This is a genomic window from Pseudomonas frederiksbergensis, from assembly GCF_003732275.1.
Lineage (GTDB): Bacteria > Pseudomonadota > Gammaproteobacteria > Pseudomonadales > Pseudomonadaceae > Aquipseudomonas > Aquipseudomonas frederiksbergensis_H.
In genome coordinates, this window is record NZ_MOBM01000023.1 from 46,076 (window position 1) to 65,217 (window position 19,142).

Consider the following 19,142-nt stretch of genomic DNA (forward strand, 5'->3'; position numbering starts at 1 on the left):
TTTTTGCCCATATCGCCTTTAAGCGCTGGTCGCAAACGCTGGGGCGAATGTGGTTATTTTGGAGATACAACATGAACGATTTTACTCTGAATGCTGAAGTGCGTTCCGACCTGGGGAAAGGTGCGAGCCGCCGCCTGCGTCGTCTCGCAAGCCTGGTTCCAGCTGTAGTTTACGGTGGCGACAAAGCCCCTGAATCCATCAGCATGCTGGCTAAAGAAGTTGCCAAACTGCTCGAAAACGAAGCGGCTTACAGCCACATCATCGAGCTGAACGTTGGCGGCACCAAGCAAAACGTAATCATCAAAGCTCTGCAGCGTCACCCGGCCAAAGGCCACGTGATGCACGCTGACTTCGTACGCGTAGTAGCTGGCCAGAAACTGACCGCTATCGTACCTGTACACTTCGTTGGCGAAGCTGCTCCGATCAAGAAAGGCGGCGAAATTTCGCACGTTGTTTCTGAAATCGAAGTTTCGTGCCTGCCGAAAGACCTGCCTGAATTCATCGAAGTTGACCTGGCTGATGCCGAAGTCGGCGCGATCATTCACCTGTCTGACCTCAAAGCCCCTAAAGGCGTTGAGTTTGTTGCTCTGGCTCACGGTAACGACCTGGCTGTTGCCAACGTTCACGCTCCACGTGTTGCTCCAGAAGCTACTGAAGAAGGCGCTGCAGAGTAATTTCACTCTGTACGTCGGAGTGACCGGAAACATCGCGGACTAGAGCGTAGCGAGAAAGCGGGCGAGAACGCGGAGTTTACATAATGGTAAATGAGCACTTGTCGTCCACTTTCGCCGCACTCCCTGATGGCGGTGATGTTATCCACCACTTCAAGGAAGGGCCCCTATCGTGACTGCCATCAAACTGATCGTTGGCCTGGGAAATCCAGGCGCTGAATACGAACAGACCCGGCATAACGCAGGGGCCCTTTTTGTTGAGCGCATCGCGCACGCGCAGGGTGTCAACCTTGTGGCCGATCGCAAATATTTCGGCCTGACCGGGCGCTATTCGCATCAGGGTCAGGATGTTCGTCTGCTGATTCCCACCACCTACATGAACCGCAGCGGCCAGGCCGTCGCGGCACTTGCCGGCTTCTTCCGCATCAAGCCTGAAGAAATCCTGGTGGCGCATGACGAACTCGACCTGCCTCCGGGCGTTGCCAAGCTCAAACAGGGCGGCGGTCATGGCGGTCACAACGGGTTGCGCGACATCATCGCGCAACTGGGCAATCAGAATACCTTTCACCGCTTGCGGCTTGGCATTGGCCACCCGGGCGTTGCCAGTATGGTTTCAAATTTCGTCCTGGGTCGTGCGCCACGCGCCGAACAGGAAAAACTCGATGCCAGCATCGACTTTGCCCTCGGCGTGCTGCCGGATATCCTCGCCGGTGAATGGAACCGCGCGATGAAAAACCTGCACAGCCAGAAGGCCTGACTCTAACTCCTCGGGGAAATACCATGGGATTCAATTGCGGCATCGTCGGCCTGCCTAACGTCGGCAAGTCCACCCTGTTCAACGCCCTGACCAAATCCGGGATCGCGGCCGAGAACTTCCCCTTCTGCACCATCGAGCCGAATACCGGTATCGTGCCGATGCCGGATCCGCGTCTGGAAGCCCTGGCGGCCATCGTCAATCCAAAGCGCATCCTGCCGACCACCATGGAATTCGTCGACATCGCCGGCCTGGTTGCCGGTGCCTCGAAAGGTGAAGGCCTGGGCAACAAATTCCTCGCCAACATCCGCGAGACCGATGCCATCGCCCACGTGGTCCGCTGCTTTGAAGACGAGAACGTGATTCACGTCTCCAACAGCGTCGACCCGAAACGCGACATCGAGATCATCGACCTGGAACTGATCTTCGCCGACCTCGACAGCTGCGAGAAGCAACTGCAGAAAGTTGCCCGCAACGCCAAGGGTGGTGACAAGGATGCCGTGGTCCAGAAAGGCCTGCTGGAACAACTGATCGCTCACTTCACCCTCGGCAAGCCAGCGCGCACGCTGATGAAGAACATGGGCGCCGACGACAAAGCGGTGATTCGTGGCTTCCATCTGCTGACCACCAAGCCGGTCATGTACATCGCCAACGTCGCTGAAGACGGTTTCGAGAACAACCCGCTGCTGGACATCGTCAAAGCCATCGCCGAAGAAGAAGGCGCCATGGTGGTTCCGGTCTGCAACAAGATCGAAGCCGAAATCGCCGAACTGGAAGACGGTGAAGAGAAAGACATGTTCCTCGAAGCCTTAGGGCTAGAAGAACCTGGCCTGAACCGCGTGATCCGCGCTGGCTACGAAATGCTGCACCTGCAGACCTACTTCACCGCCGGTGTCGAAGAAGTCCGCGCCTGGACCGTCCGCGTCGGTGCCACCGCGCCACAAGCCGCCGGCGTGATCCACACCGACTTCGAAAAAGGCTTCATCCGCGCCGAAGTCATCGCTTACGACGATTTCATTCAGTACAAAGGCGAAGCCGGCACCAAAGAAGCCGGTAAATGGCGCCTGGAAGGCAAGGACTACATCGTTAAAGACGGCGACGTGATGCACTTCCGTTTCAACGTCTAACGGTGACCGTGGATTTACACGGACCTCGGTAAACTCAAAATCCCCGTAATCACTTGCTGATACGGGGATTTTTTGCGTCTTGGGATCTCCCCTCATCGTTACTACCGACCCTGGACAGTGCCCGATTATTGGTTAAACGCAAGAAAACTCGAGGTACAGATCTGCGCTAAAAAGCAACGCAGATGCATTGTCTGGTTGTCCTGGCCGGTAATTGGATGGACCATTGCCGACTTATATACCTGACGGCATTGTTTGAACGACATGGCCTGTTTTAGGGTTTGGTTTCGAATGCTGTTTCAGTCGCGAATGTTCATGAATACCTGCTTAGAGTCCCTTTATGACTGCCCATATTTATCCACAACCCGGTCGCTTTTCCCGGTCTGACTACAAGACCCTGGGTCTGGCGGCGCTGGGTGGCGCACTGGAAATCTACGACTTCATCATCTTTGTTTTCTTCGCCCTGACTCTCAGCCAGTTGTTCTTTCCGCCAGAGATGCCTGAGTGGCTGCGTTTGCTGCAAAGCTTCGGGATTTTCGTCACCGGCTATCTGGCACGCCCGCTGGGCGGAATCCTGATGGCGCACTTCGCTGATCGAGTGGGGCGCAAGCGGGTGTTCAGTCTGAGCATTCTGATGATGGCCTTGCCCTGCCTGCTGATCGGGATCATGCCGACCTATGAACAGATCGGTTACTGGGCCCCCTTGATCCTGCTGCTGTTGCGGGTGCTGCAAGGTGCCGCGGTGGGTGGCGAAGTGCCGAGCGCCTGGGTGTTCGTGGCCGAGCATGCCCCGGTCGGGCATCGTGGCTATGCCCTGGGTGTATTGCAGGCAGGATTGACGTTCGGCTATTTGCTGGGGGCACTGACCGCGACTCTCCTGGCGCGGATCTATAGCCCCGCCGAGATCCTCGACTTCGCCTGGCGTTTCCCCTTCCTGCTCGGCGGTGTCTTCGGAGTGATTGGGGTCTGGCTACGGCGCTGGCTGAGCGAAACGCCGGTGTTCATGGCCTTGCAGGCGCGACGTGAAATGGATGCGGAGCTGCCATTGCGAACGGTATTGCGCGATCACCGCAAGTCCATCATGCCTGCGATGCTTTTGACCTGTGTGCTGACGTCGGCGGTTGTGGTGCTGGTGGTGATTACCCCGACCGTCATGCAGAAAAGCTTCGGCATGAGTGCCAGCCATACGTTCGCGCTGAGCAGCCTGGGCATTGTGTTCCTGAATATTGGCTGTGTGCTGGCGGGATTACTGGTTGACCGGATCGGCGCCTGGCGCGCGGTGCTGGTTTATAGCCTGCTGCTGCCAGTAGGGACGGCGGCGCTTTACGCCAGCCTGATCAGTGGCGGCTACTGGATCAGCGTGACCTACGCTGTGGCCGGCCTGACCTGCGGCGTGGTGGGCGCGGTGCCCTCGGTAATGGTGGGGTTGTTTCCGGCTCGGATCCGGGTGTCCGGCATCTCCTTTACCTACAATATTGCCTACGCACTCTGGGCCAGTACCACGCCGCTGCTGCTGATCGGGCTGATGCCGTGGAGCCCTTGGGTCTGCGTAGGCTATTGCGTAATCATGGGTACCGTTGGGGCCCTCATGGCATGGTTCTACGGTTTTCGCTCATCGTCCTCGGCTGACGTTTCGGTGACTACGGGCGCCTGAGCCTGGCCCTTTCGCGCCGCTGGTCGCGGCGCTTGCCCCTGAATATCAAAGGACGGCTATCGGCATGAGCTGCGTCAATGATTTGCACGATCTATCAGCGGTGCAACTGTTGGTGTTGTTCGCCAGCAAGGAGCTGTCGCCGCTGGAGTACTACGACCATTTACTGGCCCATATCGAGCGCTGGGAACCCCACATTAACGCGTTGTACGCCTTTGACCCGCAACGGGTCCGGGACCAGGCGGCCGCTGCCAGCGGGCGCTGGAGCCGGGGCCAGCGCCGAGGCCTGCTCGACGGCCTGCCCGTGACGCTCAAGGAGTTGATAGCGACGCAAGGCGACTGCATTCCCCTGGGCTGCGCCGCTACCGAGTTGACCCCGGCCACCGTCGACGCGCCACCGGCGGCGCGGATGCGTGAGGCGGGGGCGATTGTCCTGGGCAAGACAACGGTGCCGGACTACGGCATGTTGTCATCAGGGCTGTCGAGTTTCCACGGCGTAACACGCAATCCCTGGAATCTGGCGAACAATCCTGGAGGCTCCAGTGCCGGTGCTGCTGCGGCGGCAGCGGCCGGCTATGGTCCATTGCATGTCGGCACCGACATTGGCGGTTCGGTCCGTTTGCCCGCTGCCTGGTGCGCCCTGGTGGGGTTCAAGCCGACACTCGGGCGCATCCCCATCGACCCGTATTACACCGGCCGCTGTGCCGGGCCCATGACCCGCACCATGGACGACTGCGCACTGATGATGCGCTACCTGTCCCATCCCGATACGCGGGACGCCACCAGCCTGCTACCGGAAAAAGGTGATTGGGGACTGGGACGGTTGTCGGTCCAAGGGCTGAAAATCGGTCTGATGCTCGACCCCGGCTGTGGCATTCAACCGGACGAACAGACGTGCTCGGCGGTTCGGGAAGCGGCACGCCTATTCGAAAGCCAAGGCGCCCAGATACGTCATATCAAGCCACTGATGGATCGCGCCGTACTCCAGGGCCTGGATCATTTCTGGCAGGCGCGGCAGTGGAGTCAGTTGCAGGCCCTGAGCCCCGAGCGGTTCGATCAAGTCTTGCCCTACATACGCGACTGGGCGGCGGCGGCCGAGAGCCTGACCGCCGTGCAGGCGGTCGAGGGGTTCAACCAGACGTTCGAAATCCGACGCCGGGCAGCCGAAGTCTTTCATGATGTCGACCTGGTGTTGTCGCCGACGAACCAGGTCAGTGCCTTTGCGGCTGAATGGGCTTCGCCCACCAATGACCCGCGCCTGCCGTTCGAGCACATCGTCTTTACCGTACCCTGGAACATGGGCGAGCAGCCGGCGCTGTCGATCAACTGCGGCTTTACCGACCAAGGCATGCCGATCGGTCTGCAGATGATCGCCCCACGCTTCGCTGACCAGTGGTTGCTTCAGCTCGGCAAAGCCTATGAAAACTGGCGCGGCACGATTCGGCACTGGCCCAAACCGCCGTATCACTGAAACCTTTTTTATCGCCCTCGCCGTAAACGGTGCCTGGACTGGCAGTTTGCGTCTGGCTTTTTCCCCTAGAGATTTATCGAAATGGATTTTCGTGTACTTCTGATGGCCGGCGTAGCCGTCGGCAGCCCTTTGCTTGCCACCGCGGGCGAAGCGGTGACCACGCAAGACGAGGCTCCGGGATTTATCGACGGCAGCCATTTGGGGCTGAACTTGCGCCATTACTATGCCAACCAGCACACCCGACGTTCTACCTATCTGAGGATCAAGAAAGCCGATGGCCTGGAGCGGACCCGCATCCGTGAAACCTGGGTGCAGACCGCGATGCTCAACTACAGCTCCGGATATACCCAGGGGCCGATCGGCTTCGGGCTGGACGCCTCATTGTTCAGTGCTGTCAATCTGGAGCGAGGACATGGGCGTGTCGCCAATGGCGGCGATCGAGTGCTGGTTGATAGCGACGGCGATGCGGTGCCGACCTGGAGCCGATTGGGGGTCGGTGATCTGCGGTTGCGTTTTTCCAGTACTGAAATAAAGGCCGGGCGCTTGCTCACCGACAACCCTATTCTGCGCTACAAGGATAATCGCGCCCTGCCCTCGAGCTTTCAGGGCGTAGGCCTGTTCAGCAACGAACTCGATTGGCTGTCATTGCAGGCAGGCAGCTTCGAACGGGCGATTCCTCGTACCGGTACCGGCAGCGAAAAACTCACCACCACCTTCGGTAACCGGGCGTATTCGGGGTCGCGTATTTCCTACCTCGGAGGAGTGGCCAAAACCCCTTACGGTCTGGACGTCAGCCTCTACACCTCACGCTTCGAGGACATGTGGCAGCAGACCTATCTGGGATTGACCCAGTTGATCGGGGATCGACGCGAGATTGCGCTCAAGACTGCACTGAATTACTACCACACCGAGGACCAGGGCGAGCAGCGCCTGGGCTACATCGACAATGACGCCTTCAGCCTGGCGTTCACCGCATCGCATCAGGCCCACAGCCTGACTCTGGCCTGGCAGCAGGTGTTTGGCGACGAGTATTTCGATTACGTCTGGGAGTCCACGGGCAATTACATGGCCAACTCGTTGTACTCGGACTACAACGGCCCGAACGAGAAGTCCTGGCAACTGCGCTACGACCTGGATCTGGCGTCCTTCGGGGTACCGGGCCTGACTACCAGTCTGTGGCACGCAAAGGGCTGGGACATCGACGGCACCCATTACAGCGGCGACCGTAACGGGCGCAATACCGGTTACAACGTGCGGGGTCTGGACAATGCCAAACACGATGAGAACGGTTTAATGGTGGCGTACGTGGTGCAATCCGGCGCACTGAAAAACGCGGTGTTTCGCACTATCGTCTACAACCATCGGGCCACGGGCGGGCAGATCGACGGTAGCTACGACGAGGTTCGCCTGGTGGCGAATCTGCCGATGTGGATTTTTTGAGGCGGGCTTTTTGGGCCGAACAGAATCATCGGCCCCACTTGCGAAACACTGTGGAAGTTTAGCGAGCTCGCCGGTTCCCACAGTCGCGGGGTGTTGGTTCAAACTTTTTTGGTTCTTGGCAGAAAGATCGCCAACACCCCAAACAGCGGCAAGAACGAACACAGGAAATACACATACTCGATGCCGTGGACATCCGCCAGATGCCCGAGCAACGCCGCGCCAATCCCGCCGAAGCCGAACATCAGGCCGAAGAACACCCCGGCAATCATCCCGACATTCCCCGGCACCAGTTCTTGCGCATACACCACAATGGCCGAGAACGCCGAAGCCAGGATGAAACCAATCACCACGCTCAGGACGCTGGTCCAGAACAGATCGACGTGGGGCAGCATCAGGGTGAACGGTGCGACGCCAAGGATCGAGAACCAGATCACCGCCTTGCGCCCGATCTTGTCGCCGATCGGCCCGCCGAAGAAGGTCCCCGCCGCTACTGCGCCGAGAAACAGGAACAGGTGCAGCTGCGAACTGGCCACCGACAAGTCGAATTTTTCAATCAGATAGAACGTGAAGTAACTGGTGAGGCTGGCCATGTAGAAATACTTGGAGAACACCAGCAACCCGAGTACCACCAGTGCGCTGATCACCCGGCCTTTCGACAAGCCGTGAGTCGCAGCCTGACCTTGTTTGAGCTTGAACAGGTTCAGATGGTTGGCGTACCAACGGCTGATCCGATACAGCACGAACAGCGCAAACAGCGCGAACAATCCGAACCAGGCCACATGCCCCTGACCGTAGGGAATGATGATCGCCGCCGCCAGCAACGGCCCGAAAGCCGAGCCCGCATTACCGCCGACCTGAAACGTCGACTGCGCCAGGCCGAAGCGCCCACCCGAGGCTAGTCGCGCCACACGAGAAGCTTCCGGGTGAAAGGTCGATGAGCCGACACCGATCAACCCCGCCGCCAGCAGAATCATCGGGAAGCTACCGACCACAGACATCATCAGAATGCCGATCAATGTGCAGACAGTACCGGCCGGCAACAGCCAGGGTTTTGGATGACGATCAGTGTGGTAACCGACCCATGGCTGCAACAGCGAGGCCGTCAGTTGAAAAGTCAGAGTGATCAGGCCGATCTGGGTGAAGGTCAGGCCATAGCTGGCCTTGAGCATCGGATAGATCGACGGCAATACCGCCTGAATCAAGTCGTTGATCAAATGCGCCAGCGCCACCGCGCCGATGATGCGCATGACCAGCGGACTGCTTTGTGAAGTGGCCGGCGCCGACGTAACGGCGGACTGAGTGTTGCTGATAGCCATGAGAGTTTCCGTACTGCGGATGGGTGCGCACTGGCAGGCCGCTCAATGTGCCATTTTTCGGTGCAGTTGCGCCATCCCCTTAGCCTGCTAACGACTTCAAAAAAAGAAGGTGATAGCGCAACGCCATGGTCTGAATCTTGCCTTGTTTATTCGCTTCAACGCGGCCCCTTACAAAGGGAACCGAGAATGGGAAGTTTCGCTACAGAGTCGGCCTACAGAGCGGACCTAGGTGAACTTTCGAGGCCTTTTAGAAGGGCACAAGTCGCGGTCGCAATGACCTCGACGCACGCCAATGGCGCGTGGTGTCCAGAGGAGTCATGGGGCATGCAGGCTTTTTTATCACCGGGGATCGGGCTGCTGGGGCGTTTTGGCTTCGCGCGCAAATTTCAGCTGCTGTTTCTGCTGTTTATCCTGCCACTCGCAGGCAGTCTGTGGATGATCGGTCAGGATTATCGTGACAAGTTGAATCTGATCTCGGGCGAGCGCGCCGGGGTTCGTCAATTGCTTGCCCTGGATGCGCTCGACAATCTGCTCGCCGCCCAGCGTGACCGCGCCGCTCGTTGGCGCGCCACCGAAACCAATCGCCAGCCGACCCCCGCAACCATCGCGGCGATGGCAGCGTTCGACACGGTTCAGCCGGCCGTCGCCCAAGCCACCACGGACCTGGGCAATGCCCTGAAAACCGAAGGCGCCGAGGGCCAAATCCTCACCCGCTATCAGGCCCTGCAAACCGCGCTCACCGGCCTGGACTCGAAAAGCCTGAGCAGTGTCGGTTGGTGGCCGGACGGTTACGATCGCTTCACCAATGCCTTGAGTGCTCTGCAAGCCTTGCGCGAACAAATCGCCATGGACAATCGCCTGACCCTCGCGCCATGGCTGGAAACCTGGTTGCTGACGCAGATTTCCACTCAACACGCGCCGGACCTGATCGAACGGGTCGGACGCCTCGCCGCGGTCGGCCAGGCGTCGGTGGTGTCCGGGCAGTTCACCCTGCAAAGCCGCCTGCAACTGCGGGACTTGCGCAGCCGCATCGGCGATGCCCGGGAGCAGCTTGTTAAAACGGCTGGCCTGCTGGAAGCGCGTCTGCCCAGCGCCTTGCAAATCTGGGCCGGGCAATACCACGACAGCCTCAAGCACCTGGACGCCAGTTTGAAAGTGCTGGACGAAGGCGTCTTCGGCGGTAGCATCAACCTCAAGCCGGAAGACTTTGAACGCAGTCTCGACGCCCTCCTCGGCGACCTCGCCTCACTGCGCCAGCAATCGTTGGTTTCGCTGGATCAGCGGCTGGATTACTACCATGGCTCAGCCATCCGCCAATTCATCCTGGTGGCGACAGTTTTTGGCTGCCTGCTATTGGCCGCGCTGTACCTGTTCATCTGTTTGCAGGCCTCGATCCGTCGCAGCGCCAGCGGCATCACGCTGTTGGCCGAAGCATTGCGTGACGGCAACCTGAGCCTGCAAGTGCCGGTGCAAGGCCGCGACGAACTGGCGGCGATCAGCACGGCCCTGAATGTCGCGGTAGTGCAATTGCGCAACAGCCTGCTGGGGGTCGATCACGAAACCTTGCAACTGAGCAACGCGGTGCGCACCCTCAACGACCACTCCAGCGGCGCCCTCGGCGAAGTCGAGGCTCAGCAGTTGCAAATCAGCCAGATCGCCGCTGCAGCCACGCAACTGGCGGCCACCTCTCAAGGTGTCGCTCAGAGCTGCGAACAGGCCTCAGGCAGCGCTCAACATACCCAGCGCATCGCCGCCGACAGTAGCCGCGACAGTCAACGCACGACAGCGAGCATTCAGCAGCTCAATCAGCGTTTGAATGACACCGCCGCGGCACTGGGTCGGGTCAGCGAGCAGGGGCAGCAGATTCAATTGGTGGTCGATACCATTCGCGGCGTGGCCGAACAGACCAACCTGCTGGCCCTCAACGCCGCCATCGAGGCCGCACGGGCCGGTGAGCAAGGTCGCGGTTTTGCGGTGGTGGCCGATGAAGTGCGCAGCCTGTCGCAACGCACCCAGTCCTCCACCGCGCAAATCGCCGGCACCGTCGACAGCCTGCGCAGCACCGTCAGCGAAGCGGTAAGCCTGATGGAAGCCGCCTGCGGCCAGGCACAATCGGATGCGCTAGCCGTCACTGGTCTCGGCGAGCGCCTGGGGGAAATCGCCAGCGCGGTACAGAGCGTCACCGATACCCTGGCGCAGATCGCCACCGCTGTCGAAGAGCAAGCGAGCACCGCCGATGAAGTCAGCGGCAACATCCAGCAAGTCGATCAGGCGGCCGTACGCTTGCTTGAAGGCGCACGGGCGGTGAACCTCGCGGCGGACACCTTGAGTCAGGGCAGCAAGGCCTTGAGTGCGAATACCGGAAGATTTCAGCTCGGTTGATGCCCTCCCCTGACCCGATTTTTCGGGTCAGCGGGATAAGCGGTTGAAAGTGTGGAGAAATATTTTAAATTTACGCTTGACGCATCTTCGTTCCAGGTGAATAATGCGCGCCACTTGGCTACATAGCTCAGTTGGTTAGAGCATAGCATTCATAATGCTGGGGTCCGGGGTTCAAGTCCCTGTGTAGCCACCAAGTACTAAAAACGGCTTACCGAAAGGTAGGCCGTTTTTTTATGCCTCGAGAAAAGTGGTATTCGTTTCAAGACCGCGGACCTGATTTGCGTCGCTCCCCTCAGGTCGATAAAGTCCCCGGACCTTTTATCCCATGGACGGAGTGCTCCGCGTGTTCTCAGCCTTCCACTTGAGCCGCTATCGCCTGTCAGCCTTTTCGCTGATCGCCACCGCTTTAACCCTCGTCGCCTGCAACGCCCCGCCCACTTCGCCGCCAATCTCTACCCTGCCGGTCGCGCCGGAAAGCGCCTCCGGTTATCGCATCGACCTGCAGACCCGGCACGCCTCGAAACACATGGCCGCAGCCGCCAACCCGCTGGCAGCCGAAGCCGGGCGAGAGATGCTGCGTGAGGGTGGCTCGGCGATTGATGCGGCCATTGCCATGCAAGCGGTGTTGACGCTGGTCGAGCCGCAATCGTCGGGTATCGGCGGTGGCGCGTTGATTGTGCTGTGGGATGGCAAGGCTGTGCGTACTTATGACGGTCGCGAAACCGCTCCGGCCGGCGCCACCGAGAAACTGTTCCTGCAAGCAGACGGCAAACCGATGCCGTTCACCCAGGCGCAGATCGGCGGGCGCTCGGTGGGGACGCCGGGTGTGTTGCGGGCGCTGGAGCTGGCCCATCAGAAGCACGGTCGCCTGCCGTGGGCGAAGTTGTTCGAGCCCGCCATCAAACTGGCCGAACAAGGCTTCGCCATTTCGCCACGACTGCATCAGTTAATCGCGGCAGACGCATTCATACAGCGTTCACCCGACATGGCCGCCTACTTCCTGAATACCGATGGCAGCCCGAAAGCCATCGGTACACCGCTGAAAAATCCGGCACTCGCCGCGGTGTTCAAGCGCATCGCCAAGGAAGGTCCCGACGCCCTGTACAAAGGGCCAATCGCGAAAGAGATCGTCGCCAAGGTTCAGGGCCACGCCAACCCCGGCAGCCTGTCGCTGAACGATCTCCAAGGCTACAAGGCCAAGGAACGCGGACCGCTTTGCACCGACTACAAACGCTGGCAGGTCTGCGGCATGCCACCACCGTCGTCGGGCGGGATCGCCGTGGCGCAAATTCTCGGCACCTTGCAGGCGTTGGAAACCCGCGACCCGCGCTTTGCCCTGGCATCACTCAAACCGCTCAAGACCAGCAAACCAGCGGGCATCGAACCAGCCCCAGAAGCTGTGCATCTGATCGCCGAAGCCGAGCGCCTGGCTTACGCCGACCGAGCGCAGTATGTCGCCGACACCGACTTCGTACCCGTGCCGGTAAAAGGTCTGATCGACCCGACTTATCTGGCCAGCCGCGCCGCGCTGATTGGTGACCGCAGCATGGGCCAGGCCAAACCCGGCACCCCGCCGGGGATTCAGATTGCCTACGCGCCGGACCGCTCGCCACTGCGCATCTCTACCTCGCAAGTGGTGGCGGTCGATGACGAAGGTGGCGCCGTGTCCATGACCACCACCGTGGAAGCAGCGTTTGGCTCGCACCTGATGGTCCAGGGTTTTCTGCTCAACAACCAGATGACCGACTTCTCGTTCATCTCCGAAGAGAACGGGCAAAAAGTTGCCAACCGCGTCGAACCGGGCAAACGCCCCCGTTCGTCCATGGCACCCACACTGATCTTCGACCGCCAGAGCGGCGAGTTCCTGGCCACCGTCGGCTCCCCCGGTGGCTCGCAGATCATCGAATACGTGGCCAAATCCACCATCGGCCTGCTCGACTGGAACCTCGACCCGCAAACGGCCATCAACCTGCCCAACTTCGGCAGCCGTAACGGCCCGACCGAACTGGAACAGGGGCAGTTCAGCACAGAGCTGATTCAGTCACTGAAGGACAAAGGACACAGCGTGAATGAGATCGACATGACCAGCGGGACTCAGGCGATTGTTCGGGTCAAGGATGCGCAGGGGAAAGCGGTGTTGGCCGGCGGGGCTGACCCGCGACGCGAGGGGGAAGCGCTGGGGGATTGAGTCGTACGCAGGAATAAGAAAAGGCTTACCGGGGAGGTAGGCCTTTTTTATTGGCGAAGAATCCAAGTCTGATCAAGCCGCAAAAGCAGGCCTGACCTTTTTAGGGCTATTCATGGCGGACAGATAACATCAAGTCGATAACTGATTGGCAAACTGCCCAACTGCGTTCACCACTTTCTGCGCCCCGTCCCGGATCTCGACAATCACCGTACCCGCCTCCGCCGCCAGCGCCAGCCCTTGTTCGGCCTGGAGTTTGCCATCGGTCATCAGGGTCACGGCATTGCGCGCCATGTCCTGGTTCTGGCGCACAACGCCGACAATCTCATCGGTCGCCTGGCTGGTGCGTGAGGCCAGTTGCCGGACTTCATCAGCCACCACGGCAAAACCTCGACCTTGTTCACCCGCGCGAGCCGCTTCGATGGCCGCGTTGAGCGCCAGCAGGTTGGTTTGTTCGGCGATGCCACTGATGGTTTTGACGATGGTGCCGATCACCAATGATTGCTCGTTCAGCGCTTCGATACCTTCACCTGCGGTTTGCATGTGTCTGGCCAAGTCACGCATGACGTCCACTGCTTGAGTCACCACGGTGGTACCACGCTGGGCGCTGTTGTCGGTTTGCAGCGAAGTGCTATAGGCGATGTTGGCCGCTTCGGCGACGGCCTGCTCCTGATTGACCTGATCGGTAATCACCATGGCGAATTTCACCACTTTGTAGAGTTTGTTGTTGGCGTCGACCACCGGGTTGTAGGAAGCCTCCAACCAGACCACGCGCCCGTGACTATCGATACGCTTGAAACGGTCGGCCACGAACTCGCCCGCGTTCAGGCGGCGCCAGAAGTTCTGATATTCGGCGCTGTTGTATTCCTCTGGCTCGCAGAAAGTGCGGTGATGTTTGCCCTGGATCTGCGCCAGGCTGTAACCCATGCCGTTGAGGAACCGTTCGTTGGCTGCCAGCACGTTGCCATTGAGATCGAACTCGATGACCGCCGTCGAGCGCACCAGCGCGCCGATCAGGTTCTCATGTTCACGGGAGGCCTCAATGGTGCGGGTCAGGTCGCTGGAGTAAATCGAGAAGTGTTTGATCCGACCGTCCGAGGACCGCACCGGCTGAATGATCGACCGCAGCCAGGCTTCGGCACCATTGCCCCGCAATAAACGAACCGTGCCGGCAAAGTGCTCGCCACGGGTCAGCGCAGTCTTGAAGCGGCGGTGGAATTCGTCCGATTTCACATGGACGGGGACGATGTCTTCGATGTGCCGCCCGACCAGATCGTTGCCCTTGTAGAGCATCTCGCCCATGAAATTCTGGTTGGCCGATTGAATCCTGCCATCGGAATCAAGGGTCAGGGCGAGCATCTCGCTGTCCAGGCTCTCCTTGACTTGCTGAAGGCTGGAGAGTTCTTCGCGAAGAGCCGACAGCTCCTGCTTCAAGCGTTTGTTGAACATGGGAAGCACCGATGGACAGGGATAGAAAGCGGCATACAGCTTAGCCATCGGCCTTGGGAATATTTTCTGAAGAGTGTTTCAGGTTTGTCCTACAAAAATAGTCGCGACACGAACACCGCGCCTTTCACTACGCAGAACATCGGTGAAACCGGCGATCTTTTCACGTGGGCACTGGACCGTTCGACACAAGTAGTTTCAGTATGTACCCGCCCCACCTCCGAGGGCTCACGCTGAAAAGGATCTGAGCATGTTCAAACTCGCAGGACTCACCCTCGCCGCACTCACCTTGAGTGCCGCCGCCCACGCCGACGTCGATCTGAAACTGGGCAGTACAGAACGCGTCACCCGGTTGTTCTCCTACCCCAACAACTGCAATGTCATCTGTTTTCGCAACTGGACACTGGAGCAGACCGTTGAGCATTACCTGACCCAAAGCGTCCAGCGCGATGGCTACAAAACCGCCAAAGTGGTGGTCAAAACCGACAACAAGCAGCTCTACGCCAATATCAGCGGTGTGCCCAAAGGCTATGAAAAACCACTGGCCGCGCTGCTCGATGCCGGCGACCTGGCCTACAACGGCGCCAGCAAGCTGAATGCCGATGGCAAATGGACTTTTAGCTGGTACCTGTTCCTGCCGCTGGGCATGGCGCTGGAAAACCGCAAAAGCGTTGAGCTGCTGCACTTCCCACCGGATTATTCGCTGACCCAGGCCCAGGATTACCTGGAGTCCAAGACCACCGACCGCTGGGCCACGCTGCTGACCGCCAACGGCATCCCCGTCGACCAGACACCGGGCTATCAGACCATTATCGACATCGCGCCGATTGCCGCGCCATCCAGCGCAGGCAAAGACTTGGAGGGTGTCTACAACTACTTCACGGACTACCAGACCACCATGGTCAAGGAAGTCAGCCAGAACGCCAGTGGCGCGGCGTTGCCAATGGTTGCCTTCGGCGCACCGGTGCGTAACTGGATCAAGCAACAATATGGGCCGACGGTGGACATACTGGGCCTGGCAACCATCAGCCCGCGCGAGGGCGTGAAGGTGCCGGTACTGGGTTCCAACCACCCGAGTTATATCTGGTACGCCGCCGATCCCGAGGCTTATAGCGGTAGCGATGCCCAGGCCAAGGCCGACGCCGCGGGACTGAAAGTCATGGGGCAGGATTTGAGCGCCGCGTGCTGGCAGGCCGGAATGGGCAGCAAACCGGGCACCGACCCTACCGTTCAGCTGAAAAGCTGCACTCAGACCTGGCAAGTGACCCAGAAAGAAAAAACCTGCGAACTGTTCTACACCTCAATCCGCAACCTGACGCCCGAACAGGCCGTGGCCAAATGCGCAACAACGACGGTCAAATCTCAGCTGAAACAACTGAAGACCCCATCCCTGGCGACCTCCGCCCCAGCCCCACACTTGTAAACCCGCTGAAAGTCTTTCCCGCGTAAGCCATGGCTGACGCGGGAAAGAGCCTTTTTCGCCTGTCATATCTGACAGTAGAACAATTGTTTCATTTGCGAGAGGCTTGGGGCGCACCCAAGTGCTGCAGAGCTGACCGGATGTCAGCTGGAAGAGGTTGTAGCCCCCATCTGACAAGGATTGTTATGAGAGCCCACGCCCAACAAGGAATACCCCCACCGCCACCCAATGGCATCTATCCATTTGTAGAGTTGCCCCTTCGCCTTGGATTCCCCTCCAAGGACGACTTCGAAATCCTCTACAACACCGAGGGCTCGGCAATAGCTGTCACGGCACTGCGCGAGTTCCCCCGCATCAGCCGAATCTGCCGGGTTTCCGGACATTTGTTGCCCTATCGCGGCCGACACACCCGGCAACTGGCGCCGGGAATCCACGTCTACGATCCGCGCTTCTGCGGTCTGCTAAGCCACTCCTGCGACCCCAACGTCTTTCTTGACATGAGCGAGCTGTGGTTATGGGCGCTCAAAGACATCAAAAAGGGTGACCGGCTGACGATGGATTTCGCCGCGACAGAAGACAAGCTGCTGCGGCAGTTCGCCTGCCGCTGCGGTTGTCCTTGCTGCCGTGGCTGGATCCTTGGCTACGACGAGTCGCCCAATGCCAATGGAGAACAGTTTTTTCAACACTGGCGTCGACGAAGTCTCAGCTGAAAGGCTTTTACAACGCCTCGACCGGACGCAAACGGTACTGTGGCGGTAGCTGTTCGAAACCACTGATGGTGGCATTCAGGCTTTTCCAGCGACCGTCCTTGATGCCGTAGATGCAACCGTGAATCGACAGGCTCTGCCCGCGATGCCAGGCATTTTGCACAATGCTGGTGTGACCGACGTTGGCCACCTGCTGGATCACGTTGAGCTCGCAGAGGCGGTCCACCCGTTCTTCTTCGGTGGGCAACTTGGCCAGTTCGTCGCGCTTTTCATAATAAAGATCGCGAATCGAGCGCAGCCAGCCGTCGATCAGGCCCAACTGACGGTCCTGCATCGAGGCGCGTACACCGCCGCAGCCATAGTGACCGGTGACCAGGATGTGTTTGACCTTGAGCACATCGACCGCGTACTGAATCACCGACAGGCAGTTGAGGTCGGTGTGCAGCACCACGTTGGCTACGTTGCGATGCACGAACAAGTCGCCTGGCAGCATGCCCACGATCTCGTTCGCCGGCACGCGAGCATCGGAGCAACCGATCCACAGGTATTCCGGGGTTTGTTGACGGGCCAGCTTGGCGAAGAAATCAGGATCTTCCTGGGTGATCGCGTCGGCCCAGCGCTCATTGTTATCAATCAGATCTTGTAATTCGTTCATGCAATGAAGCCTCAAGAATGATTTGCTGCTTTGACAGACAACCATGTGTCGGGGTCACGCGCGAGATGCAGATACTCCCTAATGCATTAAATGGCTATCCGACACTCCCTGCCGGTGGAATTCTCGCAAGCCCAGTGGGTCAACTGTAGTAAGGCCTACAGTATGAGGGAATGCCATGACTGATTCACGACGTCCGTTCGATGAGGCGCAACCCGAGCCCATCGACGACAACGAAGACCGCATGGGCTCAGTGCATGAACTGGACTTCGACGAGGAAGAACCGAGCGCCAGAATCGGCGACCTGATCCCCGAACGCGAGCGCGCGCAGAAGATGCCCGACGAACGCATCCGTGAAGCTGGCATGACCGGGGGCTCGACCGATGACCATGAACCCACCGACGATGACATGAGCCCGGAAACCTTGATCCGTGAAGACGGCGCACGGGATGCCCATGAAGAGGGTGACGGCGACCAGGCGGATTGGAATTTGAGCATTGTCGATGAAGACGACATCGGCGGGGGCAATGGGCTGGATGAAGAAGAATTGGCCCGGCGCGATCCGATGGATGGCAAGCGTTGATCTACAGATCTGACCAGTTTCCAACGTAGGAGCTGCCGAAGGCTGCGATCTTTTGATCTTTTGTTGCCGCGACATAGAAAGATCAAAAGATCGCAGCCTTCGGCAGCGCCTACAGGTGTTTCAATCAACCAAAGTGCAGGCCATGACGACCGCATCTTCGCGCCCGCCCACTGCCGGGTAGTAGTCCCGCCGACGCCCGATTTCGTTGAACCCATACCGCTCATACAACCGAAACGCCGCCCGGTTGCTGTCGCGCACTTCCAGAAAACATTCCCGCGCCTCTGCCTTGTAGGCAATCGACATCAAATGCTCCAGCAGCGTCAAACCCAGGCCTCGGCCCTGATTTTCCGGTTTGACGGTGATGTTCAGCAAATGCGCCTCGTCGAGAATGATCTGCACCACGCCATGACCGACCTGCTGCTGCCCTTCAAACATCAGCCAGATCTGGTACTTGCCCAGGCCATCGAGAAAAATCCCGCGGGTCCAAGGGTGGCTGTAAGCCGCGTATTCAATTTTTAGTACAGTGTCCAGGTCCGCCTCGGTCATCGGGCGGAACGATACAGCGTCACTCATTCGATTCTTTCCAGCGCGCCATCAGCCGACGCATGGCTTGCCAGACATCAGCCTTACGCTGTGGCTCTTCCATTAATAATTCCAGACCCGGCAGGGCCCAGACCGAACCCAGGCCTTCGACCTGAAGTTCACGGTTGAAGGATTCGGCGTTGGCCTCACCGGCAAAACGCACCGCCGGCAAGCCGATCAGCCACAGGCAGACGCATGGAGCGTCTTCCAGACGGGCCGACAGAAAGCCTTGTACGAAATCCCGAGCCGCTTCCGGCCCTTGATCCATGGTGCCGCGAGCCAACAGCGGCCAGCGCACCGGCTCGCCGACGATCTGCGGGCTGTCTGGCAGGCCGGCGGCGCGCAGCATGTCCTTGAGCAACAGATAGGCCGGATCGCGGGTCTGGAAGCTTTCGCCTGTGGGTAACTCCACCAACAACAGGCAACGACCTGCGCGCAGCAATTGCAGGGCGAAACGCGGTGGCGGAATGACCGGCGCCTTGATCGCGACCGGGGCCTCCTCTTCTTCGACCTTGGCGTTCGTGCGGGTGCTGGCCAACGATGGCCGTGGCACCTCGATCTTCACCCGCTCGGCCGGTTTAGCCGCAGGTTCCACGGGCGCCTGCGCCACCGGAGCAGGCACAACCGGGGTGACGACCAATGGCTCGGGCATCTCCAGCAGTTCGGGGCGCGAGGGCGCAGCAAAGGGCAATTCGGTGCGCGGCAGCCAGTTGACCACCTGCATGGCGGTCAAATAAGCGCGACGACGAGACTCGATA

The 19,142-nt window shown here is 59.4% G+C and carries 16 protein-coding genes, 1 tRNA gene and 1 pseudogene; 12 read left to right on the forward strand and 6 right to left on the reverse strand.

All coding sequences use genetic code 11. From position 1 onward, the window contains the following. Positions 1-71: 71 nt before the first annotated feature. The 6 genes from BK662_RS18465 to BK662_RS18490 all read left to right on the forward strand — a co-directional run bounded on the left by BK662_RS18465 (position 72) and on the right by BK662_RS18490 (position 7,111). Positions 72-674 (forward strand): 50S ribosomal protein L25/general stress protein Ctc, encoded by a 603-nt coding sequence (locus tag BK662_RS18465; protein ID WP_123359230.1) that lies wholly within the window; start codon positions 72-74, stop codon positions 672-674. Positions 675-843: 169 nt separating this feature from the next. Next, positions 844-1,428 carry an aminoacyl-tRNA hydrolase gene (pth, locus tag BK662_RS18470; protein ID WP_007905795.1) on the forward strand — a complete coding sequence of 195 codons (585 nt, stop codon included), beginning with the start codon at positions 844-846 and terminating at the stop codon, positions 1,426-1,428. Positions 1,429-1,451: 23 nt separating this feature from the next. Continuing rightward, the gene (gene ychF, locus BK662_RS18475) at positions 1,452-2,552 is read left to right on the forward strand and encodes a redox-regulated ATPase YchF (RefSeq protein ID WP_008011955.1); all 1,101 of its coding nucleotides are present in this window, start codon (positions 1,452-1,454) and stop codon (positions 2,550-2,552) included. Positions 2,553-2,889: 337 nt separating this feature from the next. Then, positions 2,890-4,203, forward strand: a complete 1,314-nt coding sequence (locus BK662_RS18480; protein WP_123359231.1) for an MFS transporter — start codon at positions 2,890-2,892, stop codon at positions 4,201-4,203. Positions 4,204-4,267: 64 nt separating this feature from the next. Then, the gene (locus BK662_RS18485) at positions 4,268-5,671 is read left to right on the forward strand and encodes an amidase (RefSeq protein WP_123359232.1); all 1,404 of its coding nucleotides are present in this window, start codon (positions 4,268-4,270) and stop codon (positions 5,669-5,671) included. 81 nt (positions 5,672-5,752) lie between these two features. Continuing rightward, a complete protein-coding gene (locus tag BK662_RS18490) occupies positions 5,753-7,111 on the forward strand; it encodes an OprD family outer membrane porin (RefSeq protein ID WP_123359233.1) in 1,359 nt (452 codons plus the stop codon). A 98-nt stretch (positions 7,112-7,209) separates the two neighbouring features. On the opposite strand, the gene BK662_RS18495 is transcribed toward BK662_RS18490, so the two are convergent. Beyond that, positions 7,210-8,427, reverse strand: a complete 1,218-nt coding sequence (locus tag BK662_RS18495; RefSeq protein ID WP_123359234.1) for an MFS transporter — start codon at positions 8,425-8,427, stop codon at positions 7,210-7,212. 324 nt (positions 8,428-8,751) lie between these two features. Between BK662_RS18495 and BK662_RS18500 the strand changes: the two genes are divergently transcribed. The 3 genes from BK662_RS18500 to ggt all read left to right on the forward strand — a co-directional run bounded on the left by BK662_RS18500 (position 8,752) and on the right by ggt (position 12,997). Next, positions 8,752-10,809, forward strand: coding sequence for a methyl-accepting chemotaxis protein (locus tag BK662_RS18500; RefSeq protein WP_123359235.1), 2,058 nt, complete (start codon positions 8,752-8,754; stop codon positions 10,807-10,809). Between the two features lie 116 nt (positions 10,810-10,925). After that, positions 10,926-11,002 (forward strand) — tRNA-Met (locus tag BK662_RS18505). A gap of 150 nt (positions 11,003-11,152) precedes the next feature. Further along, complete coding sequence (gene ggt / locus BK662_RS18510; RefSeq protein ID WP_123359236.1) at positions 11,153-12,997, forward strand: gamma-glutamyltransferase; 1,845 nt, start codon at positions 11,153-11,155, stop codon at positions 12,995-12,997. A gap of 129 nt (positions 12,998-13,126) precedes the next feature. Here the strand turns inward: ggt and BK662_RS35905 are convergent, their stop codons facing one another. Together BK662_RS35905 and BK662_RS35910 are read right to left on the reverse strand one after the other, a co-directional pair. After that, complete coding sequence (locus BK662_RS35905; RefSeq protein ID WP_259695934.1) at positions 13,127-13,690, reverse strand: methyl-accepting chemotaxis protein; 564 nt, start codon at positions 13,688-13,690, stop codon at positions 13,127-13,129. Next, a pseudogene (locus tag BK662_RS35910) lies at positions 13,667-14,491 on the reverse strand (PAS domain-containing protein); the annotation flags it as partial. The pseudogene BK662_RS35910 and the gene BK662_RS35905, both read right to left, overlap by 24 nt. 199 nt (positions 14,492-14,690) lie before the next feature. On the opposite strand from BK662_RS35910, the gene BK662_RS18520 reads away from it, so the two are divergent. Together BK662_RS18520 and BK662_RS18525 are read left to right on the forward strand one after the other, a co-directional pair. After that, positions 14,691-15,863 carry a hypothetical protein gene (locus tag BK662_RS18520; protein ID WP_123359238.1) on the forward strand — a complete coding sequence of 391 codons (1,173 nt, stop codon included), beginning with the start codon at positions 14,691-14,693 and terminating at the stop codon, positions 15,861-15,863. A gap of 182 nt (positions 15,864-16,045) precedes the next feature. After that, positions 16,046-16,570: an SET domain-containing protein gene (locus BK662_RS18525; protein ID WP_123359239.1), complete on the forward strand. Its 525-nt coding sequence runs from the start codon at positions 16,046-16,048 to the stop codon at positions 16,568-16,570. Positions 16,571-16,577: 7 nt separating this feature from the next. On the opposite strand, the gene can is transcribed toward BK662_RS18525, so the two are convergent. Further along, positions 16,578-17,222 (reverse strand): carbonate dehydratase, encoded by a 645-nt coding sequence (can, locus tag BK662_RS18530; protein ID WP_048397734.1) that lies wholly within the window; start codon positions 17,220-17,222, stop codon positions 16,578-16,580. Between the two features lie 175 nt (positions 17,223-17,397). On the opposite strand from can, the gene BK662_RS18535 reads away from it, so the two are divergent. Beyond that, a complete protein-coding gene (locus BK662_RS18535; RefSeq protein WP_123359240.1) occupies positions 17,398-17,802 on the forward strand; it encodes a serine kinase/phosphatase in 405 nt (134 codons plus the stop codon). A 120-nt stretch (positions 17,803-17,922) separates the two neighbouring features. Here BK662_RS18535 and rimI read toward each other — a convergent pair whose 3' ends face one another. Together rimI and BK662_RS18545 are read right to left on the reverse strand one after the other, a co-directional pair. After that, positions 17,923-18,375: a ribosomal protein S18-alanine N-acetyltransferase gene (gene rimI / locus BK662_RS18540; RefSeq protein ID WP_007896888.1), complete on the reverse strand. Its 453-nt coding sequence runs from the start codon at positions 18,373-18,375 to the stop codon at positions 17,923-17,925. Further along, entirely contained in the window at positions 18,368-19,108 is a 741-nt protein-coding gene (locus BK662_RS18545; RefSeq protein WP_123359241.1) for an energy transducer TonB, read from the reverse strand. The genes rimI and BK662_RS18545 overlap by 8 nt, the downstream gene beginning before the upstream one ends. Positions 19,109-19,142: the final 34 nt, after the last annotated feature.